We start from the raw sequence: 23,384 nt of genomic DNA on the forward strand, positions 1-23,384 counted from the left end.
GCCTCAGGCGCTTCCACGCCATCGCAGACGGCTTCGCCCTTGCCAAACCAAACTGACCCCGAAGCAAATGTGTGCGCACGCTAGCTATACGGGGAGAGGGTGAGGGTGAGGGGTAGCGCGACGCCTCGCTTTTTATTGACGGGTTCGATCAGGCCAGTCAGTCTGTGAGCCCGCCAACTGCTGTCAGGCATGATGAACTATTCCGACACATCCATCGCCACGACCACCCCGTTCCTCAGCCTCGAGAACGTGCGCAAGACCTATCCGGGCGTCGTCGCGCTCGACGGCTTCTCCATGGAGGTCAGGCCGGGCGAGGTCATCGGCCTCGTCGGCGAAAACGGCGCCGGCAAATCGACACTGATGAAGATACTCGGCGGCGTCACCACGCCGGACAACGGCACGATCACCGTCGACGGCATCGCCCACAATAGCCTGACCGTCGAAGCCAGCCTGGGCTCGGGCATCGCCTTCGTCCACCAGGAACTCAATCTGTTCGACAATCTCGATGTCGCCGCCAACATCTTCTTCGGCCGCGAGCCGTTGCGCGCCGGGCCGCTCAGGCTTGTCGACCGCGCAAAACTGCGCACCATGGTGGCGCCGCTGCTGAAGCGCGTCGGCGCCAATTTTTCCGCCGACACACCGGTCGCCGCTCTGTCGCTGGCGCAGCAGCAGATGGTCGAGATCGCCAAGGCGCTGTCGATCGAGGCAAGGCTGGTCATCCTCGACGAGCCGACATCGAGCCTGCCGCTCGCCGAAACCGACAAATTGCTCGACGTCATCAAGGCGCTGAAGGCCGACGGCATCAGCGTCATCTTTATTTCGCACCGCCTGCACGAGGTCGAGCGCGTCGCCGACCGCGTCGTCGTGCTGCGCGACGGCATGCTGGCCGGCACCTTGCCGAAGAGCGACATCGGCCATGACCAGATGGTCAAGCTGATGATCGGCCGCATGCTGAAGGAGCGCGAAAAGGCCTCCGAGGCCGCGCGCGCGCCCGGCGCCACAGCGCTTTCGGCCAAGGCCATCCGCACGCCAGCCTATCCCGGCCGGCCGGTCGATCTCGACGTCAGGCGCGGCGAAATCCTCGGCCTTGCCGGCCTTGTCGGCTCCGGCCGCACCGAACTGGCGCGGGTTTTCTTCGGCATCGACTCAAGTCTTGGCGGCGCGCTCGAGCTCGACGGCAAGCCGCTTGTGCTCGGCTCGGCGGCCGACGCCGTCGCGCATGGCATCTTCCTGGTGCCGGAGGACCGCAAGCTGACCGGCATCCTGCTCGACCTGTCGATCGCCCAGAATATTTCGCTGCCCAATCTGCCGGCGCATGCGCGACGCTCCCTGGTGTCCGCAAGCGCCGAGACCGCCACCGCCGAGAAACAAAAGAAAGATCTCGGCATCAAGGCGCCGTCGGTGCAAACGCGCACCGGAACGCTGTCGGGCGGCAACCAGCAGAAGGTCGTGCTCGGCAAATGGCTGGCCATGAATCCGAAAGTGATGATCCTCGACGAGCCAACGCGCGGCATCGACATCGGCGCCAAGGCGGAAATCTACGGGCTGATGCGCGCTCTCGCCGATGCCGGCGTCGCCGTGCTGATGATCTCCTCAGACATGGAAGAGGTGATCGGCGTGTCCGACCGCATCGCCGTCATGCATGAGGGCCAGATCTCGGGCATTCTCGACAAGGACCGGTTCAGCCAGGAAAACGTGCTGCTGCTGGCGGTGGGTAAGCAGCCGAAATAGGTTTTTGCCGGGGTCTCGCGCAAGCGCGATCTGCTCAGGCATTGGGGAGAAAACGATGAGCAAGAAAGATCTCGGCCTGCTGATCCTGATCCTGGTGGTCGGCGCCATCGTGGCGATCATCAATCCGCGCTTCCTGTTGCCGATCAACCTCGCCAACACCTCGAACCTGATCGGCCTGTTCGGCATCCTGTCGATCGGCCAGGCCTTCGTCATCATCACCGGCGGCATCGAACTGTCGGTCGGCTCGGTGGTTGCGCTGCTGGGAACGTTGTTCATCGACTTCATCGCCGTGCGCGAGGTGGCGTGGCCACTGGCCTTCGTGCTGATCCTCTTTCTTGGCGCCATCATCGGCCTGGTGCATGGCTGGCTGATCACAAGGCTCAAGCTGCAGCCGTTCGTCGTCACGCTGTGCGGTCTTCTGATCTACCGCGGCGTCGCCCGCTTCTACACCGCCGACGGCACCGCCGGCTTCGCCTTCGGCCAGAATTTTCCCGAGCTCGAATTCCTCACCGCCGGGCGCTCCTATGGCGTGCCGAACAGCTTCATCGCGCTCATCGTCATCGCCATCGTCATGTGGGTGGTGCTGCACCGCTCGGTCTTCGGCCGCTATCTCTACGCCATCGGCAAGAACGAGGAGGCGGCGAAATATTCGGGCATCCGCACCGGCCGCGTCGTCATGGCCGCCTATGTCATCTGCGGCGTGCTGACGGCACTGTCGGCGATCTATTTCGCCATGTACACGCGCTCGATCTCGCCGGCCAGCCACGGCCAGTTCTACGAACTCTACGCCATCGCGGCCGCCGTGCTCGGCGGCTTCTCGCTGCGCGGCGGCGAAGGCTCGCTGATCGGCGTCATCCTCGGCACGGTGCTGCTGCAGGAGCTGCAGAACCTCGTCAACCTGCTCGGCATCCCGTCCTCGCTCAACTTCGCGGTGATGGGCGGCGTCATTCTCATCGGCGTGCTGGTCGACCAGCAATGGGGCGTATTCCGGGAACGGCGGCTGATGGTCGACGCCACCCGCAAAAGCGCCGCCGGTGCGGCCGCGGAATAGGCCGGGCTCGAAGCAGGTTAGATCAGCCCCAACATATCGGAAAGGGCCATCGCCTTGCGCAGTACCTCGGCGAAGCGCTCGCCGGCCGCGTCGCGCGGGCCGCTATTGTCGATCGAGGTGACGCCAGGGCCGGACAGAGTGACATTGGCGCTGCGCGCCAGCCGCGCCAGCACTTCGCCGCGCGATTCCCGCCCCCGCATCGCCAGCCGCTCTGCCAGCACGTCGGGCGAGGCGGTGATCTCGACGACAGCCAGGTTGGCATAGCGTTCGCGCAGCACCGGGATGATCGCGCGCGACACATTGGCGACGGCCACGCGGCCATTGGCGACGCACCAGTCGACATCGGCCGGGATGCCATAGCGCAAGCCATGCGCCTCCCAGGAAATGGCGAAGGCGCCATCGGCTTCGGCTTCGACGAAGGCGGCATCGGCGAGCGTGTCGTGGTCTTCGCTGGCGGCATCGCTCGGCCTGGTGATGACGCGGCGGACGAACTCCAGCCTTGTCTCCTCGGCAAAGCAGGCGCGGGCGTAGCCGATCACCGTGTCCTTGCCGGCGCCGCTTGGGCCGACCACGGCGACGAAGACGCCATCGCGGATCGGAAACGTCTCGGCCGACAATTCACGCTCGATCGATGCCGACACCATCATGCCACCCGGCGCCCCTGGCGCCAGACCGTGCGTACGACCGGAACATGGTCGTCGACGCGCACGCGCACCAGATCAGCGCGGCGGCCCTGCTCGATGACGCCGCGGTCGGTCAGGCCAATTGCTTCGGCTGGATTTTTCGAGACCATCGCGACCGCCTGCGGCAATGAAATGCCGTCGACGACGTCTCCGAGGAAGAACGCCGACTGGATCAGACTGAAAGGGATATAGTCGGACGATAGGATGTCGAGCAGGCCGTCGCTGGCCAGAGTGCGGGCCGAGACATTGCCCGAATGCGAGGCGCCGCGCATGACGTTGGGCGCACCCATCAGCACGCCGAGGCCAGCCTCTTTCGAGGCCCTCGCGGCCTCCTCCGTTGTCGGGAACTCGGCGACGCGCACGCCCTGTTCGATCGCTTCGCCGACATGGCCAAGGGTGGCGTCGTCATGGCTGGCCAGCACGATGCCGCGCTCATGGCAGGCGGCGGCGATCACCGCCCGGTTCGGTACCGAATTGCGCGCCGATTCTCCCATCCGCTTTTCGCAGAACAGTTTGAAGTCGCGATCGGTCAGCTTCAGCTTGCGCTGGTAATAGTAGGCATAGGTTTCGAGGTTGACGAACTGGCGCTGGCCGGGCGCATGATCCATCAGCGATGCCAGCTTGACCCGCTCGTCGCCATCGAAATTGGCGAATGCCTTGAGGCAGTCCGGCGCCGAAACCTCGCAGCGCAGATGGATGAAGTGGTCGGCCCGCAGACGATCCTGCTGCACACTGTCCTCGATCGCATCGGCCAATTTGCGGATGTCGGTCGATGTCAGGTCGGCGTCCTCGTCCATGCCGACGCGCAAGGCGTCGAGCACTGTGGTGATGCCGGCGGTCGCCACTTGCGCGTCATGGGCGAGCACGGCGGCGATCGGGTTCCAGCGCACCTTCGGCCGCGGCGCGTAGTGGCCTTCGAGATGATCCGTATGGAGTTCGACCAGCCCGGGAATGATGTAGTCGCCGCCCATATCCTCGCCGGCCATGCTCCCACTGGTATGGCAGGCGCCGGCGTCGATGCCGGCGATAAAGCCGTCGCGCAGCACCAGCGAACCCTCGACGATCTCGTCGGCAAGGACGATGCGGGCGTTGTGGAGAACAGTCTCGACGGTCATTTCAGGCAGTCCTTGGTTAGTCCAGCTGGGGTTGTTCGGCGGGTGCTCAGGCGGTTCTTCTGGCCGGGCGGCGCCCGAGCACGTGATGCGAGAGCACCATGAACGGTGCGCCCGGTTCGGTTTCGACAAACAGCGTCAGCGCATCCACCAGCACCGGCTGTCGCAGAATGTCCGCGAACAGACTATCGATTGCTGCGCGCAAACGAGGGCTTTCCTGTGACGTCGCCCGGCCGGACAGCGTCATGTGAAAGCGAAACGTCTCGAAGACATAGGGGTAGCCCCATCGGCAAAGATTGCGGAACTCGGCCGGCTTCAGCGAATCCGGGCCGCGCCGCTCGATCTCGGATTCGGTCAGCGGAGCGCGAAAGCGATCGAAATCGCGCACCACGTCATCGGCGAAGCGGTTGAGCAGAGGCAGCGGTCCTTCCGGCACCAATGCGAAGAAGCCGTCGATCTGGCTGACGACGAGACGCGGGATGGTCGCCATCGGCGTCGCCTCGGCGAAATGGTCGAGTGCGGCGCGCAGCGAGGCTTCCGTCTCGTTGGCGGCCAGGTGGAACGGCGCCTTCAGCGTCGCGTGAAAACCATAGCGGCGCGCCGAAGCGGTGTGAAAAGCGACTTCCGCCGCCGACAGGTCGGCCACCGCCTCGACCGGCCTTGTCGCGGCACCAAACGGGTCGCGGCCGAGCCAGTTGGCGGCGATCCGCGCCAGTGGCTCGTCCTGCCGGGGGGTGAAATAGAGGGCGTAGCGCATGAAAAGTCCTTCTCAGCTCCGCTGCCATAGGTGATTTCCATGACGGATTGACGAAGCTTTGAAGGGTTTTCGAAGGCAAATCGACCCAGCCGGGTCCTTAGCCGACATTTTTCTTGGGCTGGACCAATTTTCCAGACGTCGGCGCTGCCCCTCACCTGCCTGCCGGCATCCTCTCCCCGTATAGTGACGGGGAGAGGGGCGCTGTCGTCGATGGTTTCGCCAATCACCATCGTAGCAAGAAGAAATGCCGAGGTTGTGGCCGGCCTCCTTCTCCCCGTCCCTATGAGGGGCGGCGCCGACTTTCGACAATGGGTTGGTTTCCAAGAATGGGGAGCTGTCTTTGTCTGAAGCCATTCTATTGGAGGAGCAGATCAGGCCTTCATCAGCCATTCGTGCTCGGGCGCGTTGTGGAATTTCCACGTCCGCTTCGGCCCGGCCATCACGTTGAGATAGTAGAGGTCGTAGCCGTGACAGGCGGCGCAGGGATGATAGCCCTTGGGCACCAGCACGACATCGCCGTCCTCGATCGCCATCGCTTCGTCGAGCGCGCGATGACCATTCTGGTCGGCGTCGGTGTAGACGCGCTGAAAGGCAAAGCCCTGCGGCGGGTTGAGCCGGTGATAGTAGGTTTCCTCGAGATAGGATTCATCAGGCAGATTGTCCTGGTCATGCTTGTGCGGCGGATAGCTCGACGTATGGCCGCCGGGCGTGATGACCTCGACCACCAGCAGCGAATCGGCCGGCTTGCCCTCCGGCAGGATGTTGGTGACGTAGCGCGTGTTGGTGCCCTTGCCGCGCACCTCCTGGCCGAGATCGTCCGGTGCGATGACCCGCACCGGCAGGCCGCCGCCAAGGCCCGGCGCCGAGCAGACCGCGAGTTCCAGGTCGGTATCCGCGGTTACCGACCAGTCGGAGCCCTCAGGCACATACACCGACCACGGCTTGCCTTCGAAGGGCGACATGCGCTCGCCGAGCAGGCCGAGTTCCTTGCCGCCGGCTCTCGCATTGCCCTTGCCGGTGACGAACACCAGGCAGACTTCGCGATCATCCGTCTTCCCGAACGCGCTCTCGCCCGGCTTCAGCCGATGCAGGTCGAAACCAACATAGGTCCAGCCCGCGATTTGCGGCGTCACATGAGCGACGCGGCCATGGCCCTTATTGGCCTTCACCAACAGCTTCGACATTGTGTCTCTCCTATTCCATGGCTTGACGGGCTACAGGCCTTTGAAACCAAGCCGTTTGTTTGAAAGGACTATCGCAAATCTTCGAGTTTGGCCGGCGCTTACAACTTCGTCATCCTAGGGCGTAGCAGGAGCGAAGCTCCGTCGCGAAGACCCTAGGATCCATGCCGCAACCCCAGTCCAAGAGCGCAGCGGAACGGAATTCTGCACCGCAGCGGCTGTTTTGACATCACGGCATGGATCCCGGGGTCTGCGCCGCGTCGCTTCGCTCCTTGCTTCGCCCCAGGATGACGAAGCTAGAGGCCTTGCGGCTAGTCTCCAACGCACGCGATCCATCATGCGCGCAGTGCTCAAGCCGTAAGCCTTCTGCGTCATAGGCCGCTCTATTCCTTCGGCTCGGCGTTGCCGTCGTCCGCGGGCTTGTAGAGGTAAAAAAACTGCCAGACCGCGTAGCCGGCGAAGCCGAGGGCAAGCACGCCCCAGAACGGCGTGCCGGTTGCGAATTCGATGATCGACCAGACGACGCAGACCGCGACGACGGCGACACGCCGCCACAACGGCCGGAAGAAGGGGTGCTCGGAATCTTTCATCGGGCCAATCTACAGCAATCGGCTTTGCCGGGAACCCATCGCATCAGGCCCCCCTTGATCAGACATTGGGAAACCCTTGCGTCTCGACCGTATAGCCGGCGGCGGTCATCACGCGCATCAATTCCTTGTAGCCGACCTGCGCCATCCTGAGCGGCGGGTTCTTCTTCGGATCCTGCTCGGCCTCGACCACGAACCAGCCCTCATAGCCATGGTCGGCAAAGCGCTGCACGATGGCGCCGAAATCCAGCGAGCCGTCGCCCGGCACCGTGAAGGCACCCAGCGCCACCGCGTCGAGGAAGGACTGTTTTGTGCGGTCGAGTTTGTCGATCACGCCCATGCGCACATCCTTCACATGCACATGGTTGATGCGCTTATGATGGTTGTCGATGGCGCGCAGAACGTCGCCGCCGGCGAATGCCAGATGTCCAGCATCGAGCAGCAGCGGAATGCCGGCTCCGGAATGGCGCATGAAAGCATCGAGTTCCGGCTCGGTCTCGACCACCGCCGCCATGTGGTGGTGGTAGGAGAGCGGCATGCCCTGTTCGGCGCACCACTCGCCGAATTCGGTGACGCGTCTGGCATAGGTCTTCATCTCGTCGTCCGACAGCTTCGGCTTGGTGGCCAGCGGCTTGGAGCGGTCGCCCTGGATCGAGCGACCGACCTCGCCATAGACGATGCAAGGCGCGTTCACGGCCTTGAACAGGTCGATCATCGGCTGGATGCGATCCTTGTTGTCGGCCATCTCGCCATCGACCAGCGTGCCGGAGAACCAGCCGCCGCACAGCGTCACGTCGGCTGCCTTGAGGATCGGCAGCATGACATCGGGGTCATTGGGAAAACGCCGGCCCATCTCCATGCCGGTGAAACCGGCCGAGCGCGACTGGCGCAAACATTCTTCCAGCGACACGTCATCGCTGAGTTCCGCAAGATCGTCGTTCCACCACGCAATGGGGGACATGCCCAGTTTGGCTTTCAAGTCGTCACTCCGGTCCTTGTTCACCCTCCCCCTTGTGGGGAGGGTCGCTGCGAAGCAGCGGGGGTGCGGCGCCGACCCCCCACCCGGACCTTCGGTCCGACCTCCCCACAAGGGGGAGGTAGGGGCTTGGCCGCGTTACATCAATCGCCGACGGTCTGCATCTTCCGCTTCTCATCATAGGCCTTGCGCGCCGCGTTCACCTGGCTGCGCGCCGACACTTCCGGCACCGCCACATCCCACCAATGGCCTCCGGCATCGGTGGAAACCAGCGGGTCGGTGTCGATGACCAGCACGGTGGTGCGGCTGTTCGTCTTCGCCTTCTGCAGCGCGTCTTCCAGCCCGGCGATCGACGGCACTTTTTCGGCAATCGCCCCCATGCTGGCCGCATGCGCGGCAAAGTCGATGTCGGGCAGAACTTCGTGGCGCGAGTCCTTCAGGAGATTGTTGAAGTTGGCGCCACCGGTCGCCATCTGCAGCCGGTTGATGCAGCCATAGCCCCTGTTGTCGAGCAGCACGATGGTCAGCTTGAGGCCGAGCATCACCGAGGTGGCGATTTCGGAATTCAGCATCAGGTAGGAGCCGTCGCCGATCATGACGACGACCTCCTCGTCGGGCTTGGCCATCTTCGTGCCGAGCCCGCCGGCAATCTCGTAGCCCATGGTCGAGAAGCCGTATTCGGCGTGATAGGAGCCAGGCGCGCCAGCCTGCCAGAGCTTGTGCAACTCGCCCGGCAGGCCGCCGGCGGCATGCAGCAGCGTCACGCCGGAGCTCATCGCGCGCTGCACGGCGCCGATCACTTGTGCGTCCGACGGGTAGGTGGCATTGGTCGACGCGGTCACCTTGGCCGCCTCGGCCTGCCAGGCTGTCTTTCCGGTGGCCGCATTATCGGTCCAGGTGGAAGGTGCCTTCCAGCCTTTAAGCGCTGCACCCAGTTCGGCCAGACCCTCGGCTGCATCGGCGACCAACGGCAGCGCGCGGTGTTTGCCGGCGTCGAAAGGCTGCACGTTGAGCCCGATGATGGTCTTGCCGGAGTTCTTGAACAGCGCCCACGAGCCGGTTGTGAAATCCTGCAGGCGCGTGCCGATGGCAATCACGACATCGGCTTCCTCGGCCAGCCGGTTGGCGGCCGAGGTGCCGGTGACGCCGACCGCCGCCATGTTGAGCGGATGGTCGTCCGGCAGCGAGGATTTGCCGCCTTGCGTCTCGCAGACGGGGATGCCGGCGTTTTCCACGAATTTCGCCAGCTCGTTCGAGGCCTGGGAATAGAGGACGCCGCCACCGGCGATCACCAGCGGCTTTTTTGCTCTCTTGAGCGCGGCGACAGCCGCCGCAAGCTCATGACGGTCCGGGCGCAGCCGGCGCTGATGCCAGACCCGCTCGGCAAAGAAGCTCTCGGGATAATCATAGGCCTCGGCCTGGACGTCCTGGCACAGCGACAGCGTCACCGGGCCGCATTCGGCCGGATCGGTCAGCACCTGCATGGCACGGGTCAGCGCCGGAATGATCTGCTCCGGCCGGGTGATGCGGTCGAAATAGCGCGACACCGGACGGAAGCAGTCATTGACCGTCGCCGTGCCGTCGGAAAAGTCCTCGGCCTGCTGCAGCACCGGATCCGGGATGCGGTTGGCAAAGACATCGCCGGGGAGAAACAGGACGGGCAACCTGTTTACATGGGCGAGCGCCGCCGCCGTCACCATGTTGAGCGCGCCCGGACCGATCGAAGAGGTCGCCGCCATGAAACGGCGGCGGAAATTGGCCTTGGCATAGGCGATCGCCGCATGCGCCATCGCCTGTTCGTTGTGGGCGCGGAAGGTCGGCAGTTCGTCGCGCACCTGATAAAGCGCCTCGCCGATGCCGGCGACATTGCCATGACCGAAGATCGCCCAGACGCCGCCGAAGATCGGCATGGTCTTGCCGTCGATCTCGGTCATCTGCTTGCTGAGAAAGCGGGTCAGCGCCTGCGCCATCGTCAGGCGGATTGTCTTGCTCATGGTGTCTCCTCCGCAGTCGTTGTGCCGCGCTTCTTATGCCGCTTTGCGGCCGCGCGCGGCAAGCCACGCTTCGGTCAGCTGTTCGAAGCGCTGCGCCATGTCGGCGATAGCCTCGTCATCCGACATCTTGCCGGCCAGCCATTGTTCGGCAGCGTGGACGAAGATGGTGCGGCCGACGGCAAAACCCTTGACGATGGGTGCCTTGGCGGTGGCGGCGAACGCGGCTTCCAGCTCGTCCTGCGGCGCTTCCAGGCCAAGCAGCACGACGCCGCGGCACCAGGGATCGTGCTTCAGGATGACGGCTTCGATCTTCGCCCAGGTACCGCTCGATGCCTGTGGTTCGAGCTTCCACCAATCCGGCTTGATGCCGAGCGCATAGAGTTCCTCCAACGCGCGCGGGATCGTCGTGTCGTCGAGCTTGCCATGCTTGCCGGCAATGATCTCGATGAGAAGTTCTCTGCCTACTTTCCGCGCGCCTTCGAACAGCGCGCGCAGCTTCTGCTGCTGTTCTTCCTTGAGCGCCGCCGGATCGTCGGGATGGTAGAAGCACAGGCACTTGATGCAGTGATCGACCGGCCATTCGGTGAGCTGCGAGCCGATGTCCTGCGAGAATTCGAAGCGCAGCGGCCGCGAGCCCGGCAGTTCGACCGGCCGGCCGAGCCAGGCGAAGGGGTGACGGGCGAATTCGAACATCGCCTCGCGGCCATGCTTCTCGTCGATCAGCATGCCGTAGCCGTCGCGGCCGGCGGCGACCTTCGCCGCTGCCTTGACCGCCAGCACCTTGAAGTCACGGATGCGCGCCGGATCGGCACCGGCCTTCGCCGCCACATCCTCGAGCTGCACGCGGTGGTCGCAGGCAAGCGCCATCAGTGAGGGAATGTCGCGGCGACGCGTCGTCGCCCAATGGATGTGGTTGATCGCCTCGTCCTTGCGCAGCGCCAGATGCTTGCTGCCGTGATTGAGGAAGAACCGCAACTCCTCGAAGGTCGGATACTCCGGCGCGCAGAGCAGCCGCGATACGGCAAAAGCGCCGCAGGCATTGGCCCAGGTTGCGGACGTCGCATGGTCTTCTCCGCCCAGCCAGCCGCGCAGGAAGCCGGACATGAAGGCGTCGCCGGCGCCGAGCACATTGTAGATCTCGATCGGGAACCCCTTGCCGACGACGCCGTCTTCCAGGTCGTCGCTGATCGGTCCGTCATAGGCGATGCAGCCCATGGCGCCGCGCTTCAGGACGATGGTGGCGGACGACAGCGAGCGGATCGTCTTCAGCGCGCTCAGGCAATCATCGGTGCCCGACGCGATCATGATCTCTTCCTCGGTGCCGACGATGAGGTCGCAATCGGGCAGCACCGTCTTCAGCTGGGCCGAGACCCGGTCCGATTTCACATAGCGCTCGAACCCTTCGGCATGGCCGGCAAGACCCCAGAGATTGGGCCGGTAGTCGATGTCGAACACCACCTTGCCGCCCTTGGCCTTCATGATGCGGATCGCCTTGCGCTGGGCGGCATCGCTGTTGGGCCGGGAAAAATGGGTGCCGGTGACGACGATCGACCGGGCCGAGGCGATGAAGGCCTCGTCGATGTCTTCCGGCGCCAGCGCCATGTCGGCGCAGTCCGAACGGTAGAAGATCATCGGCGAGACGCCTTCGTCCTCGACCGACAGCAGCACCAAAGCGGTCAGCCGCTCCTTGTCGGTCTTCAGCCCGTCGACATTGACGCCTTCGCGCTTGAGCTGCTCGCGGATGAAGCGGCCCATCTGCTCGTCGCCGACGCGGGTCAGCAGCGCGGAGCGCAGGCCGAGCCTGGCCGTGCCGACCGAAATGTTGGCCGGGCAGCCGCCGACCGACTTGGCGAAGGAGGTGATATCCTCCAGCCGCGAGCCGATCTGCTGGCCGTAAAGGTCGACGGAAGCGCGACCGATGGTGATGACGTCGAGCGGCGCCTGTTTCGTGTCCACGGCTTCGCTCATTGGAACCTCCCGTCGGCCTTGTTGTCATGAACAACATTGTTGGGTAACACGCGCGAGCGGCAGCGTGGCGCCGGGAATATGAAATAATAATTCCAATCCATAGTCAATATGGAATGAGCGTTCCTTCGTTTAAAAGTGCCACCAAATGATGCGTAGGGGAGGAGACTTTGGCGGGTCTGTCTCCGTTCACCACGGAAGCGGGCCATCGTCGTTGAAGTACCCGGCGTTCGGACCATCGGCATCCAGGGTCGCCAGGCGTATGACGATCTCGGCCGCCTGCTGCACGGTGCGGTGGCCCTTAAATCCATTCAGGTCGGTGGCGGTATAGCCCGGCGCCGCTGCATTGATCTTGATGCCTTGCGGCGCAAGCTCGCGGGCGAAGGCGACGGTGATGGCATTCAGGGCCGTCTTCGAACTGCCATAACCCATCAGATTGACCGAATGGTTCGGCGTGGCGGAATCGAGCGCCCTCCCGATGGAACCCGTGGAACTGCTCACCATCACGATGCGGGCGGCCGGCGCTGCAAGCAGCAGCGGCAGGAAGGCCTGGGTCACGCGGATCGGCCCGAAGACATTGACGTCATAGGTCGCCATGACATCGGCAATGTGCTGCTGGCTCGGCGGCAGCTCGTAGTTGATGGCGACGCCGGCATTGTTCACCAGCACGTCGAGACAAGCGCTTTCCGCCCCGACAGTCTTGGCGGCCGCCGCCACGCTTTCGTCCTGTGTGACATCCAGCTCGAGCCATTGAACGTCCAGGCCTTCGCTGCGCAATTCCTGTGCCGCCGCCATGCCACGCTCGGCATTCCTGGCGCCAAGCCAGACCTTGAAGCCCGTCGACGCCAGACGCCGGGCGATTTCACGGCCGATGCCCTTGTTGGCGCCTGTCACCACAGCGGTTTTCGATTTCATCATTTGTATCTCCATCTCTTCCTGTCGAAGACCCCAGAGATGGCGCCCTGTGGGAAACACCGCGCGCCGAAAACTCTCCAGCTCTTGCCCAATCCTCTCATATGGGTTGCGCGGCCCATTCGGATGCGCGATGCTGAGATCATGAGCGAGGCACTGCAAGAGTTGATCGATATCGCCGCGCGCCATGCGCAGGGGCGACGCACGAGAACGGCGATCCCTCGCGTTTCGATCGGCCGCAGCGAAGTCGCCACGGCGCCAATGGCGGGGGTATGGGGGTCGGGGATCCTGTTCGTGCTGCAGGGTGCGAAAACGGTTCTGATCGGGGGCCGGACCCTTCGATACAATCCCGCCAGCTATTTCATCTACACTGTCGACACTCCCACCATCAGCCAGTTGGTCGAAGCGAGCCCCAGACATCCCTACCTGGCGATCGGCTTCACCCTCGACCTGCAGGCCGTCGCCGCCCTCCTCGTCGAGCATGAACCCGCGCTCGGCGGCGACAGTTTCTCCACCTCGCCCGTCAATGACGACCTGCTCGACGCCTTGCGGCGAATGATGCGGCTGCTCGACCGGCCAAGGGAGATTCCCGTGCTGGCGGCCACGCTTGAACGCGAGATGTTGTTTCGGCTGCTGCAAGGCCCCCAGGGCGGAAAGCTTCGCCAGCTTGCGCGCGCCGACGGCCATCTGTCCCGGATCGGCCAGGCGATTGCCTGGATCCGGTCACATTGCCATCAGCCGGTCCGGGTCAGCGATCTGGCTGAAATCGCCCATATGAGCAACGCTGCATTTTTCCGCCACTTCAAGGCGGCGACGGCCATGAGCCCGATCCAGTATCAGAAACAGATCCGGCTCCTGGAAGCCCGCCATTTGCTGGCCGCCCAGCCAGGCAATGTTGCAAGCGTTGCCTTCGCCGTCGGCTACGAGAGCGCTTCCCAGTTCAGCCGGGAATATGCCCGTCAGTTCGGCTTGTCGCCCGCGCGCGACGCGGCGCGGCTTTTGGCGGCAGGCGAGGCGTCCGTAGAGGTTCTCTAAGCTTTGCGCTTGCGGCCCGTGTCGCGTCGTTTCTCGCCGACGCCGACGGTCAGCGCCATGGCCAGCGCCATCGTCGCCGACAGCGAACGGAAGCCGGCGAAATCGGCCTCGGCAACCTCGAACCAGACCTTGGCGAACTGGGCGAGCGGCGAGAACGAGCTGTCGGTGATGGCGACGATCGGCACACCCTGTTCCGAAATGCTGCGTGCCTCCTCGATGGTGGCCGGGGCGTAGGGTGAGAACGAGATGGCGATGACGGCATCCGCCGGCGTGGCGAAGGCGATCATCTCGGCATTCAGGCCGGCGGCCGATTCGATCAGCTGGTTGCGGATCTTGAGCTTGCCCAGCGCGTAGGCGATGTAGGACGCCACCGGATAGGAGCGGCGCTTGGCCAGCACGTAGATGGTCTCCGCCTTTGCCAGCAGGGAGATTGCGTCTTCCAGATGCGCTTCGTCCAGCGCGCGCGAGATGTCATTGAGCGAGGTGGAGGCGGCAGCGACGAAACCGTCGAAGATCGCCCGGTGGCCGGCGCCCCCCTCGGCCTTGGCGCGCAAGGCCTGCAGCCTTTCGTCATAGGACGAGTTGCGCTCGCGCAGCCGCTCGCGGAATACCTGCTGCAGGCTGGTGAAACCGTCGAAGCCAAGCTGCTGGGCAAAACGGATCAAGGTCGAAGGCTGCACGCCGGCCGAAGCGGCGATGCTGGCGGCGGTGCCGAAGGCGATGTCGTCGGGATTGTCGAGCGCATAGGCGGCGATCTGGGCGATGCGCTTCGGCAGGCTTTCGCGCCGATCGAGGATCGTTGCGCGCAGCGTCTCGAAGTCGCGAGGTACCCGTTCGTCCATCGTCGCCCTGTCCAAGCTCATGCGTGAAGCGTCCCTCTGTGCCCCATCATAGTGAGCCTGCGCAAGAACGCCATAAAAAATGAGACATACATTCCATTCCAAGAGAAAATGGATTAATTCATCCACGAAGCGCTTCAGGCAGTGGAGGAACGGAAAATGGTCGGCGTCGGTCTCATCGGCACGGGTTTCATGGGCAAGTGTCACGCCATAGCATGGAGCGCCGTCGGCGCCGTCTTTCCAGACGTGCCTAAACCCCGGCTGGTCCATCTCGGCGAGGTCAATGAGGAGCTTGCCCGGCGCAAGGCGGGCGAGTTCGGTTTCGCCAAGGCCTCCGGCGACTGGCGCGCGGTCGTCAACGATCCGGAGGTCGATATCGTCTCGCTGACCACGCCCAACCAGTTCCATCCGGAGATGGCCATCGCCATCCTCGAAGCGGGCAAGCATCTGTGGTGCGAAAAGCCGATGGCGCCAAGCTTTGCCGAGGCTGAAGCCATGGCGGCGGCGGCGAAAAAGTCCGGCAAGGTTGCCGCGCTCGGCTACAACTACATCCAGAGCCCGGCGATCCGTCATATCGGCATGCTGCTCGATGAGAAGATCATCGGCGAGGTCAACCATCTGCGCATCGAGATGGACGAGGACTTCATGGCCGATCCCGAGGCGCTGTTCTTCTGGAAGCACGAAGCCACTTCCGGCTACGGCGCGCTCGACGATTTCGCCGTGCACCCGTTGTCGCTGGTCTCCGCCCTGTTCGGCCGCGTCGCCAGCGTCATCTGCGACATGGCCAAGCCCTATGCCGATCGCAAGGTGGCCAGCGGCGGCCGTCGCGCGGTGGAGACCTATGACATCGCGAGCGTGCTCATGCATCTGGAGAACGGCATTGCCGGCACGCTGCTGGTCAACCGCTCGGCCTGGGGCCGCAAGGGCCGCATCGCCGTCCAGATATTCGGCTCGAAAGGATCGATCCTGTTCGACCAGGAACGATCGAACGAATTCCAACTCTATCTCACCGCCGATCGGCCGACCGAACAGGGCTACCGCACCATCCTGGTGGCGCCGCACCACAAGCCCTACGATGCTTTCCTGCCGGCGCCAGGCCATGGCCTCGGCTTCAACGACCTCAAGATCATCGAATGCCACGAATTGCTGACGCGGCTTGCCGGCAAGCCGGCGCGGCTCATCGAGTTTGCCGAAGGGCTGGAGATCGAGCGCACGGTGCACGCGATGGCGCGCTCCTTCGAGGAAAAGCGCTGGGTCGATGTCAGGTAGAGCCATGTAGTTCGTCGACGGGGAAGGTTACCGACTCTCGGCGGGCAAGATTTCACCATTCATTTGGTGACCCGTCGCAGACATTCGCGATTGGCCGAAGCCTCCCTGTCGCTTCGCTCCTTGCTTCGCCCCAGGATGACGAAGTAACGGGCGTTTCGGCCAATCCCCAAGGCATGCGACCTGCCAAGGCAAGCACCATCCGACCGGTCAAAAATTTCCACGCCAAGTATCTGCGGTCACCTCAGCCGCCAGCGGCCGGAGTGTCCCAGCCGCTGACCCAGACCTGCCGCAACCGGTCGCCAATCCCCGGGCGACCGCCTTTGCCGGCCGGGCGGCCGGACTGCTTCTGGTTGTGGTTTCAATGCTGACCGCCTGGCAAGGCTTGAAGGCGGCGTGAATCCAGGTCTGAACCTGAAAACCGCCGCCTTATCCCTACCGGCTTCACCAATCAGGCGGCTCCCTGGCGGCTGTCGATCATGGCGCGGCGCACGGAGCGGCGCCACTCGACGGCGCCGGCAAGGCCGTGCAGCACCGTCTCGGTGGTCGCCCAGCCGATGCAGCCATCGGTGATGCTCTGGCCATAGACCAGCGGCTTGCCTGCCACCACGTCCTGCCGGCCGGCGACGAGGTTGCTCTCGATCATGACGCCGATGATGCGCTCGTCCCCCGCCGCGACCTGGCCGGCGACATCGGCCGCCACCTTGGGCTGGTTCTCGGGCTTCTTGGCTGAGTTGGCGTGGCTGACATCGATCATCAGGCGCGGCGCGACGCCGATGCGGGCAAGCTCGGTGCTGGCAGCTTCGATGCTCGCCGCGTCATAATTGGGCGCGACGCCACCGCGCAGGATGACGTGACAATCCTCATTGCCTGTCGTCGTCGCGATGCCGCTGCGGCCACCCTTGGTCACCGCCATGAAATGATGCGGCTGGGCGGCGGATTTCACCGCCTCGGCGGCGATCCGCAAATTGCCGTCGGTGCCGTTCTTGAAGCCGACCGGGCAGGACAGGCCGGAGGCAAGCTCGCGGTGGATCTGGCTCTCGGTCGTGCGCGCGCCGATCGCGCCCCAGGCGACGAGGTCGGCGATGTATTGCGGCGTGGTCATGTCGAGGAATTCGGTCGCCGCCGGCAGGCCGAGATTGTTGACGGCGGAGAGCACATTGCGCGCCATCCTCAGTCCCTTGTCGATGTTGAAGCTGCCGTCGAGGTCGGGATCGTTGATCAGGCCCTTCCAGCCGACCGTCGTGCGCGGCTTCTCGAAATAGACCCGCATCACGATCTCGAGCCGGTCCGACAGGCTCTCGCGCAGCGCCGCCAGACGGCTGGCATAGTCCACGGCGGCGACCGGATCGTGGATCGAACACGGCCCGACGATGACGAGCAGCCGGTCGTCGATGCCGTTCAAAATAGCGTGGATTGCGTTGCGTGACGCGCTGACGGTGCGCGTTGCCGTCAGCATGCGCGGTATCTCCCGCATCACTTGGTCCGGCGTACTCAATTCCCTGATTTCCTTGACCCGAAGATCATCTGTGGTGGTCAACACGGCTTTCTGCTCCTGTTTGGGGAACCTGCCGGCTGAAAACAAAAAAGCCGCCAGGTATGGCGGCTGTTCGGATCTTGTTGCTGCAATCTTCAGATCGAGCGCAATCCTCCCGCCGCCAGCGAGCTCCTAAAGTACCAATACGTGGCGGTCAGGTTGATCATGTGGCTGATATAGTCGAAGCGGAGGAGCTTGTCACGTGCCTGATCGGGCTTACCAGCGCGGATCAGGCCATTCGACGTTATCCCACTCCAGAAGGTCTCCAGGTGACAAAAGATTCTTCTCACCACGTTGAAGGCGGTATGTGTAGAGGGTTTCGTACATGGGCTCGAAACTGGATAGTAGGTCCAGAAAATGCCGCCTCCGCTCGGATTTTGACCATGAGCAGAAAATTGCGGTACGGCTCCAGAGACCATCGAAAACATTGCGGTATGCTGGATCCAGCCGCTGCCAACGCGCGACTGCTTCAGCGCCAAGCGCTGCGAAATCCTCCTTGAGAGCCTCCTCGATTACGGCTTCCAGAGCATAGACAATGGCCTGGGTTTTTGCGGTGTGTTCGAGATACGCCAGCGATACCCTCAGCATCCTTTGCTGAAGAAGAATAACGGGCCACAGCGCCTGGACTCCATAACGGATGCCCATTTCCTCATGATCTGAGGAGGGGTGTAGAATCTCGCGTTGGCGTTCGTAGGCCTTCCGGACATCGTAGGCTAGATTTAAGAACAGGCCTTCCCTGTTCTTAATGAGTGGCGATCGCTCATTGACCTCATGCACGACCGTGCGGAGCCATTGAAGAGATGTATAGTCACCAACCAGAAGAATGCCGGCGTGATTTTTCAGTAAGCGATATGAGAGCAAACGCACCCTCCTGTCTCAGGCGGCTTTCCAGACATGCTGCACCGAGCGGCTCATGCAGTCCAGGGATCGAAGAGTTCAATTCCAAAGCCTTCGAAATCCTTCGTATTGCGCGTTGCCAAGGTGAGTTCTTGCGCAATCGCCGTGGCTGCGATCAGGCCGTCCATCGACGCCAGACCGCGACCGCGGCGCTTCGCAAGGCCCATCAGGTCGCCCCAGGCCAAGGCAACCAGTTCGTCCACCGGAATAACCCGCTGCTCGAAGCGCTGCGGCAGGTCCCGAGCAAGCCACTCGGCCAGTGCCTCACGTTTCCGGCCCTCATCCATGAGGGCAACCCCGCGCCGGATCTCGGCAATCGACACGACGCTGATAAATGAGCGGTCCTCATCAAGCCCGTCCAGCCAGTCCAGAACGCGTGCGTCCGGTGCCGGCCTTGTCACCTCGGACAAGACATTCGTATCGAGCAGTAGCCTCACAGCGGCAGATCACGCGGTTCGTCACGCTGACGCTGAAGGTCGAGATCGGCGCCGCGCAGCGGCGACTCCAGCAGGAACTCCGCAAGCGTACCCTTGCGCGCGGTCTTCCGCTGCCATTCCTCGGCCGAGACGACAACCACGCTTGGTTTGCCGTTTCTAGTGATCGTCTGCGGTGAAGACTGTGCGCGCTCGATAACTTCCGAGAGCCGGGCTTTTGCCCCGGCGACCGTCCAGTTGGTATTCTCTTTGGGCGCAGATAGCATTGCGACCTCCATGACCAGTCTGACTATCCTGACTATATGGGAATGGCGATGCGGCGGCAACAGGGCGCGGGGGCTAACCGATGGTAGCCAATTGCGGGATGGGCCGAAGCCTCTCGACTTCGTTATCCCTGGGCGAAGCAGGAGCGAAGCTCCGTCGGGGAGACCCTGGGACCCATGCCGGGACGCCAATCGAAGAGTGCAGCGGAGCAGAAGTCTGGACTGCTGTGACGCTCGGAAGTCGCGGCATGGATCCTCGGGTCTGCGCCGCGTCGCTACGCTGCTTGCTCCGCCCGTGGATGACGAAGTGATGCCGCCAGACTCGCCGACGCTACTCCGGCGATGACCCTGCGATGCTCTGGTCGTAGTCGACCAGCGATCCGGTCATGACGCTTGACTGCGGGCTGACCATGTAGCTGATCAGCCGCGCGAGCTGGTCGGGCTTCACCAACTGGCCCATCGGCTGCGCCGCCTCGGCCTTTGCCAGCCAGTCGTCGGGCGCGTCGTGCCATTTCTTCTGCACGATGTCCTCGCCCTCGGTGTCCATCCAGCCGGGCAGCACGGCGTTGCTGCGGATGCGGTTATAGCGATACGCATTGGCGACATTCTTGGTCAGCGTCATCAGCGCGCCTTTGCTGGTCGAATAGGGCGTCAGGAAAGACTGCCCGCAATGCGCCGACATAGACAGCACATTGACGATCGAGCCGGGCGCCTTCTTCTCGAGCAGATGCGCCACCACGCCCTGCATCAGGAAAAACGGCCCGCGCACATTGGTGTCGAAAATACTGTCGAAAAGCTCTTCGCTGGTTTCGACCAGCGAACCACGCGCCGACGTCGCGGCGGCGTTGACCAGCGCGTTGATGGTGCCGAAATGCGAGATCGCCGTGGCGACCGCGCGCTTGCAGTCGGCGACCTTCGAGACGTCCGCGCTGATGAAGATCGCGTCGACACCCAATTTCCTGAAATGGGCAACGGCCTTGTCGCCCTTCTCCTGCGAGCGGCCGATGAGCGCCAGCGCCCGGCAGCCCTCGTCGGCCAGCGCCTCGGCAACGGCAAAGCCGATGCCTTGCGCACCGCCGGTGACGATGGCGCGTGTCTGCGAATTGCGATCGGCGGATGCACTCATCGCTATGCTCCTGGGTCTGGGGTCTGGGGTCTGGGGTCCGGATTCCGGTTCTTACTTGTCGAGGCGGACGGTCTTGCCCGATGTCGCGGATTTCAGCGCCGCATCCGCCAGCTTCAGCGCCACCAGCCCGTCCGCGCCGCTTGGCGCCGCCTTCTTGCCCGACGTCGCCGCTGCGATGAAGGCAGCGATCTCGTTGGCATAGGCGTCGAGATAGCGGGTCATGAAGAAGTCATGCAATGGCGGGCGGGTGTAGCCCTTCTCGTTGGCCAGTTCGATCGACACCGGGCGTTGGTTCTCGGCCGCGATCATGCCTTTCGAGCCATGCACCTCGATGCGCTGGTCGTAGCCATAGGTGGCGCGGCGCGAATTGGAGATGACGGCCTGCTTGCCCGAAGCGGTCTCGAGGATGACACTGACGCTGTCGAAATCGCCAGCCGCGCCGATCTTCTTGTCGACCAGCACCGAGGCATGGGCGCTGACCGCCACCGGCTCCTCGCCGAGCAGGAAGCGCGCCATGTCGAAATCATGGATGGTCATGTCGCGAAAAATGCCGCCCGAGCGCTTGATGTAGTCGATCGGCGGCGCACCCGGATCGCGCGAGGTGATGGTGACCATCTCGACGGTGCCGATGGCGCCGTCGTCGATCGCCTTGCGCACGGCGGCGAAATGCGGATCGAAGCGCCTGTTGAAGCCGACCATCAGCGTCGCCTTGGTCTTGTCGACCACCGCCAGGCATTTCTCGACGCGCTTGACGTTCAAATCGATCGGCTTCTCGCAAAAGATCGCCTTGCCGACCTTGGCGAAACGCTCGATCAAATCGGCATGGGTATCGGTCGGCGTGCAGATGACGACGGCGTCGATGTCCTTGGATTTCTCGATGGCGTCGATTGTGCGCACTTCGGCGCCGTAGGCGCTCGCCAACTCGGTCGCCGCCTTCTCGAACGCGTCGGCGACGGCAACCAGTTTGGCCTGCGGATTGGAGCCGACGGCGCGGGCGTGAACCTTGCCGATGCGGCCGGCACCGAGGAGGGCGAAGCGGAGAGTCATGGAAATTTCCTCTAGGGATGGGTTAGAGAGAGTGGTGTCTCCACCTTGCTGTCAGCGAAAGGTGGCAGGGGTATTTTTCCAGCGAGCCAGATTATTCCTAAACCGGGCGACCACCCTGTTTAGGCCGCGAGTTCCGCCTCGCCGGTCTTGGCGCCGGTGATGTAGGAGACGATATCGTTTCCGTCGGTGTTTTCCTTGCGCAAATTGGCGACGATGCGGCCGCGCCGGAACACGACGATGCGGTCGCAAAGATCGAACACCTGGCGCATGTTGTGGCTGATCAGGATCAGCGGCTCGCCATTGTCCTTCAGCGTGCGGATGATGTTTTCGACCTGCGCCGTCTCCTGCACGCCGAGTGCGGCCGTCGGCTCATCCATGATGATCAGCTTGGAGGCGAAGGTCGCGGTCCGGGCGATCGCCACGCACTGGCGCTGGCCTCCGGACATGTGGCGGATGGTGTTGGACAGATTGGGGATCTTCACCGCCGTGCGGATCAGCGCCGCCTCGGTCGCCTTGCGCATATATTTGCGGTCGAGGATCGAGAACGGCCCGAGATTGAACAGCACCTTTTCGCGGCCGAGGAACAGGTTCGAGGGCACGTCAAGATCGTCGGCCAGCGCCAGGTTCTGGAACACTGTCTCGATGCCCGCCGTGCGAGCCTCGATCGGCCCGGTGAAATTCACTTCCTTGCCGTCGAACCAGATCTGGCCGCTGGTGCGCTGCTCGACGGCGGTGATCTGGCGAACGAAGGTCGACTTGCCGGCGCCGTTGTCGCCCATGATGGCGACATGCTCGCCCTTGCGCAGCTCGAAGTTCGCGCCTTCCAGCGCATGCACGCCGCCATAGCGTTTGGTCAGGTTTTCGGTCTTCAGGACGATGTCTGACATGGTCAAGCCCTCATTGCCCGCAGGCGTTGGCGCCACTGGTCGAGAACGACCGCACCGACGATGATCACGCCCTTGACCATCTCCTGGTAGTAGGCGTCGAGGCGCAGGAAGGTGAAGCCGGAGATGATGACGCCGAAGATCAGCGAGCCTATCACCGTGCCGATGATCGAGCCGCGGCCACCCGACAATGAGACGCCGCCGATGACCGCCATGGCGATGGCGTCGAGTTCGTACATCACGCCCATGCCGGACTGCGCGGTCAGGTTCTTGGAGCTCAGCACCACGGCGGCGAGTGCGGCAAGCACACCGGCGATGACGTAGACGAGGATCTTGTGGTTGGCGATCTTGATGCCGGACATGCGCGCGGCATCCTCATTGGAGCCGATCGCGTAACAGTGCTTGCCGTACCTGGTGTAGGTCATGATCAGCTGGAACAGCACCGCCAGCGACAGGAAGATGATGACGGGCATCAGGCCTTTGCCGATGCCAGCGAAACTCTCGGTGGGAAACGAGATCGGCTGGCCCTTGGACCACCATTTGGCGATGCCGCGCGCGGTCACCATCATGCCGAGCGTGGCGATGAACGGCGGTATGCGCGTGTAGGCGATCAAGGCGCCGTTGACCAGGCCGGCAAACAGGCCGCAGCCGATCGCGACCAGCACCGGCACGATCACCGGCAGGTCGGTCCAGCCCTGTGCAAGGAACATCGCCTTGGGATTGGGATTGCCGTTGACGGTCGCCACCTGGGCAAAACTCATCGCAATCATCGCGGTCGCGCCGACGATCGAACCCGAGGACAGGTCGATGCCGCCGGTGATGATCACCTGCGTCACGCCGATGGCGATGATGCCGACGATCGACACCTGCAGGATGATGATCTGCAGGCGGGCTTCGTTGAAGATCGCGCTGACGTCGCCGCGGGTGTTGAACAGGAAGCTGTCGCCAAGAAAGATGCGGCCGATCAGTTCGAAGACGACAACAAGAATGACAAGCGCCAGGAAAACGTTGAGCTCGGCAGGCCATGCGCGCTTCTTCGCGTCATAGCCAACTCCGCCGACGCCATGAGATGTCTGTGCCACGTATTCTGTCCTCCGTCAGCCGCGG

General features: G+C 63.5%; 22 protein-coding genes and 1 pseudogene. 5 read left to right on the forward strand and 18 right to left on the reverse strand.

The genetic code is table 11. The features are described from left to right. Positions 1 to 192: 192 nt before the first annotated feature. Together NKG99_RS21370 and NKG99_RS21375 are read left to right on the forward strand one after the other, a co-directional pair. Positions 193 to 1,731: a sugar ABC transporter ATP-binding protein gene (locus tag NKG99_RS21370; protein WP_352870678.1), complete on the forward strand. Its 1,539-nt coding sequence runs from the start codon at positions 193 to 195 to the stop codon at positions 1,729 to 1,731. A gap of 55 nt (positions 1,732 to 1,786) precedes the next feature. Then, positions 1,787 to 2,782 (forward strand): ABC transporter permease, encoded by a 996-nt coding sequence (locus tag NKG99_RS21375; protein WP_352870606.1) that lies wholly within the window; start codon positions 1,787 to 1,789, stop codon positions 2,780 to 2,782. A gap of 17 nt (positions 2,783 to 2,799) precedes the next feature. Here the strand turns inward: NKG99_RS21375 and phnN are convergent, their stop codons facing one another. From phnN to NKG99_RS21420, 9 genes are all read right to left on the reverse strand, one after another. Then, on the reverse strand, positions 2,800 to 3,429 hold the full coding sequence (phnN, locus tag NKG99_RS21380; protein WP_352870607.1) for a phosphonate metabolism protein/1,5-bisphosphokinase (PRPP-forming) PhnN: 630 nt from the start codon (positions 3,427 to 3,429) through the stop codon (positions 2,800 to 2,802). Then, the gene (locus tag NKG99_RS21385) at positions 3,426 to 4,580 is read right to left on the reverse strand and encodes an alpha-D-ribose 1-methylphosphonate 5-triphosphate diphosphatase (protein WP_352870608.1); all 1,155 of its coding nucleotides are present in this window, start codon (positions 4,578 to 4,580) and stop codon (positions 3,426 to 3,428) included. Before NKG99_RS21385 ends, phnN begins: the two co-directional genes overlap by 4 nt. Before the next feature lie 46 nt (positions 4,581 to 4,626). After that, positions 4,627 to 5,334, reverse strand: a complete 708-nt coding sequence (locus NKG99_RS21390; protein WP_352870609.1) for a DUF1045 domain-containing protein — start codon at positions 5,332 to 5,334, stop codon at positions 4,627 to 4,629. A 371-nt stretch (positions 5,335 to 5,705) separates the two neighbouring features. Further along, positions 5,706 to 6,518: a 5-deoxy-glucuronate isomerase gene (iolB, locus tag NKG99_RS21395; RefSeq protein WP_352870610.1), complete on the reverse strand. Its 813-nt coding sequence runs from the start codon at positions 6,516 to 6,518 to the stop codon at positions 5,706 to 5,708. 380 nt (positions 6,519 to 6,898) lie between these two features. Beyond that, on the reverse strand, positions 6,899 to 7,105 hold the full coding sequence (locus NKG99_RS21400) for a DUF3329 domain-containing protein (protein WP_352870611.1): 207 nt from the start codon (positions 7,103 to 7,105) through the stop codon (positions 6,899 to 6,901). Positions 7,106 to 7,163: 58 nt separating this feature from the next. Continuing rightward, on the reverse strand, positions 7,164 to 8,081 hold the full coding sequence (gene iolE, locus NKG99_RS21405; RefSeq protein ID WP_352870612.1) for a myo-inosose-2 dehydratase: 918 nt from the start codon (positions 8,079 to 8,081) through the stop codon (positions 7,164 to 7,166). A gap of 140 nt (positions 8,082 to 8,221) precedes the next feature. Then, a complete protein-coding gene (gene iolD, locus NKG99_RS21410; protein ID WP_352870613.1) occupies positions 8,222 to 10,072 on the reverse strand; it encodes a 3D-(3,5/4)-trihydroxycyclohexane-1,2-dione acylhydrolase (decyclizing) in 1,851 nt (616 codons plus the stop codon). 33 nt (positions 10,073 to 10,105) lie between these two features. After that, a complete protein-coding gene (locus NKG99_RS21415; protein WP_352870614.1) occupies positions 10,106 to 12,040 on the reverse strand; it encodes a bifunctional 5-dehydro-2-deoxygluconokinase/5-dehydro-2-deoxyphosphogluconate aldolase in 1,935 nt (644 codons plus the stop codon). A gap of 186 nt (positions 12,041 to 12,226) precedes the next feature. Then, on the reverse strand, positions 12,227 to 12,955 hold the full coding sequence (locus tag NKG99_RS21420; protein ID WP_352870615.1) for an SDR family oxidoreductase: 729 nt from the start codon (positions 12,953 to 12,955) through the stop codon (positions 12,227 to 12,229). Between the two features lie 138 nt (positions 12,956 to 13,093). Between NKG99_RS21420 and NKG99_RS21425 the strand changes: the two genes are divergently transcribed. After that, positions 13,094 to 13,984, forward strand: a complete 891-nt coding sequence (locus NKG99_RS21425) for an AraC family transcriptional regulator (RefSeq protein ID WP_352870616.1) — start codon at positions 13,094 to 13,096, stop codon at positions 13,982 to 13,984. Here NKG99_RS21425 and NKG99_RS21430 read toward each other — a convergent pair. Further along, positions 13,981 to 14,826, reverse strand: a complete 846-nt coding sequence (locus tag NKG99_RS21430; RefSeq protein WP_352870679.1) for a MurR/RpiR family transcriptional regulator — start codon at positions 14,824 to 14,826, stop codon at positions 13,981 to 13,983. The two genes, NKG99_RS21425 and NKG99_RS21430, sit on opposite strands and share 4 nt — an antisense overlap. Positions 14,827 to 14,982: 156 nt before the next feature. Between NKG99_RS21430 and NKG99_RS21435 the strand changes: the two genes are divergently transcribed. Together NKG99_RS21435 and NKG99_RS21440 are read left to right on the forward strand one after the other, a co-directional pair. Further along, complete coding sequence (locus tag NKG99_RS21435) at positions 14,983 to 16,092, forward strand: Gfo/Idh/MocA family protein (RefSeq protein WP_352870617.1); 1,110 nt, start codon at positions 14,983 to 14,985, stop codon at positions 16,090 to 16,092. A gap of 295 nt (positions 16,093 to 16,387) precedes the next feature. Further along, positions 16,388 to 16,489 (forward strand): annotated as a pseudogene (locus NKG99_RS21440) (LysE family translocator); the annotation flags it as partial. 51 nt (positions 16,490 to 16,540) lie between these two features. On the opposite strand, the gene NKG99_RS21445 reads toward NKG99_RS21440, so the two are convergent. The 8 genes from NKG99_RS21445 to NKG99_RS21480 all read right to left on the reverse strand — a co-directional run bounded on the left by NKG99_RS21445 (position 16,541) and on the right by NKG99_RS21480 (position 23,359). Beyond that, the gene (locus tag NKG99_RS21445) at positions 16,541 to 17,632 is read right to left on the reverse strand and encodes a 3-deoxy-7-phosphoheptulonate synthase (protein WP_352870618.1); all 1,092 of its coding nucleotides are present in this window, start codon (positions 17,630 to 17,632) and stop codon (positions 16,541 to 16,543) included. 210 nt (positions 17,633 to 17,842) lie between these two features. Continuing rightward, positions 17,843 to 18,487: a DUF6904 family protein gene (locus NKG99_RS21450; RefSeq protein ID WP_352870619.1), complete on the reverse strand. Its 645-nt coding sequence runs from the start codon at positions 18,485 to 18,487 to the stop codon at positions 17,843 to 17,845. A 50-nt stretch (positions 18,488 to 18,537) separates the two neighbouring features. Beyond that, a complete protein-coding gene (locus tag NKG99_RS21455; protein ID WP_352870620.1) occupies positions 18,538 to 18,960 on the reverse strand; it encodes a type II toxin-antitoxin system VapC family toxin in 423 nt (140 codons plus the stop codon). Beyond that, a complete protein-coding gene (locus NKG99_RS21460; RefSeq protein WP_352870621.1) occupies positions 18,957 to 19,223 on the reverse strand; it encodes a type II toxin-antitoxin system Phd/YefM family antitoxin in 267 nt (88 codons plus the stop codon). The genes NKG99_RS21455 and NKG99_RS21460 overlap by 4 nt, the downstream gene beginning before the upstream one ends. Positions 19,224 to 19,551: 328 nt before the next feature. Beyond that, complete coding sequence (locus tag NKG99_RS21465; RefSeq protein WP_352870622.1) at positions 19,552 to 20,346, reverse strand: SDR family oxidoreductase; 795 nt, start codon at positions 20,344 to 20,346, stop codon at positions 19,552 to 19,554. Positions 20,347 to 20,397: 51 nt separating this feature from the next. Then, positions 20,398 to 21,393, reverse strand: a complete 996-nt coding sequence (iolG, locus tag NKG99_RS21470) for an inositol 2-dehydrogenase (protein WP_352870623.1) — start codon at positions 21,391 to 21,393, stop codon at positions 20,398 to 20,400. 119 nt (positions 21,394 to 21,512) lie between these two features. After that, the gene (locus NKG99_RS21475) at positions 21,513 to 22,280 is read right to left on the reverse strand and encodes an ATP-binding cassette domain-containing protein (RefSeq protein WP_352870624.1); all 768 of its coding nucleotides are present in this window, start codon (positions 22,278 to 22,280) and stop codon (positions 21,513 to 21,515) included. A gap of 2 nt (positions 22,281 to 22,282) precedes the next feature. Then, on the reverse strand, positions 22,283 to 23,359 hold the full coding sequence (locus NKG99_RS21480) for an ABC transporter permease (protein ID WP_352870625.1): 1,077 nt from the start codon (positions 23,357 to 23,359) through the stop codon (positions 22,283 to 22,285). Positions 23,360 to 23,384 lie beyond the last annotated feature (25 nt).

Origin of the sequence: Mesorhizobium sp. M1409 (assembly GCF_040317535.1) — a bacterium.
Taxonomy (GTDB): Bacteria; Pseudomonadota; Alphaproteobacteria; order Rhizobiales; family Rhizobiaceae; genus Mesorhizobium.

What these genes read in the sequence shown, in the direction of transcription:
- NKG99_RS21385 (WP_352870608.1), bottom strand. Translation starts at nt 4,580, where the DNA reads ATGACCGTCGAGACTGTTCTCCACAACGCCCGCATCGTCCTTGCCGAC.
- NKG99_RS21430 (WP_352870679.1), bottom strand. Translation starts at nt 14,826, where the DNA reads ATGGACGAACGGGTACCTCGCGACTTCGAGACGCTGCGCGCAACGATC.
- NKG99_RS21375 (WP_352870606.1), top strand. Translation starts at nt 1,787, where the DNA reads ATGAGCAAGAAAGATCTCGGCCTGCTGATCCTGATCCTGGTGGTCGGC.
- NKG99_RS21465 (WP_352870622.1), bottom strand. Translation starts at nt 20,346, where the DNA reads ATGAGTGCATCCGCCGATCGCAATTCGCAGACACGCGCCATCGTCACC.
- NKG99_RS21400 (WP_352870611.1), bottom strand. Translation starts at nt 7,105, where the DNA reads ATGAAAGATTCCGAGCACCCCTTCTTCCGGCCGTTGTGGCGGCGTGTC.
- NKG99_RS21370 (WP_352870678.1), top strand. Translation starts at nt 193, where the DNA reads ATGAACTATTCCGACACATCCATCGCCACGACCACCCCGTTCCTCAGC.
- iolG (WP_352870623.1), bottom strand. Translation starts at nt 21,393, where the DNA reads ATGACTCTCCGCTTCGCCCTCCTCGGTGCCGGCCGCATCGGCAAGGTT.
- NKG99_RS21420 (WP_352870615.1), bottom strand. Translation starts at nt 12,955, where the DNA reads ATGATGAAATCGAAAACCGCTGTGGTGACAGGCGCCAACAAGGGCATC.
- NKG99_RS21425 (WP_352870616.1), top strand. Translation starts at nt 13,094, where the DNA reads ATGAGCGAGGCACTGCAAGAGTTGATCGATATCGCCGCGCGCCATGCG.
- NKG99_RS21435 (WP_352870617.1), top strand. Translation starts at nt 14,983, where the DNA reads ATGGTCGGCGTCGGTCTCATCGGCACGGGTTTCATGGGCAAGTGTCAC.
- iolB (WP_352870610.1), bottom strand. Translation starts at nt 6,518, where the DNA reads ATGTCGAAGCTGTTGGTGAAGGCCAATAAGGGCCATGGCCGCGTCGCT.
- NKG99_RS21475 (WP_352870624.1), bottom strand. Translation starts at nt 22,280, where the DNA reads ATGTCAGACATCGTCCTGAAGACCGAAAACCTGACCAAACGCTATGGC.
- phnN (WP_352870607.1), bottom strand. Translation starts at nt 3,429, where the DNA reads ATGATGGTGTCGGCATCGATCGAGCGTGAATTGTCGGCCGAGACGTTT.
- NKG99_RS21415 (WP_352870614.1), bottom strand. Translation starts at nt 12,040, where the DNA reads ATGAGCGAAGCCGTGGACACGAAACAGGCGCCGCTCGACGTCATCACC.
- NKG99_RS21390 (WP_352870609.1), bottom strand. Translation starts at nt 5,334, where the DNA reads ATGCGCTACGCCCTCTATTTCACCCCCCGGCAGGACGAGCCACTGGCG.
- NKG99_RS21460 (WP_352870621.1), bottom strand. Translation starts at nt 19,223, where the DNA reads ATGCTATCTGCGCCCAAAGAGAATACCAACTGGACGGTCGCCGGGGCA.
- iolD (WP_352870613.1), bottom strand. Translation starts at nt 10,072, where the DNA reads ATGAGCAAGACAATCCGCCTGACGATGGCGCAGGCGCTGACCCGCTTT.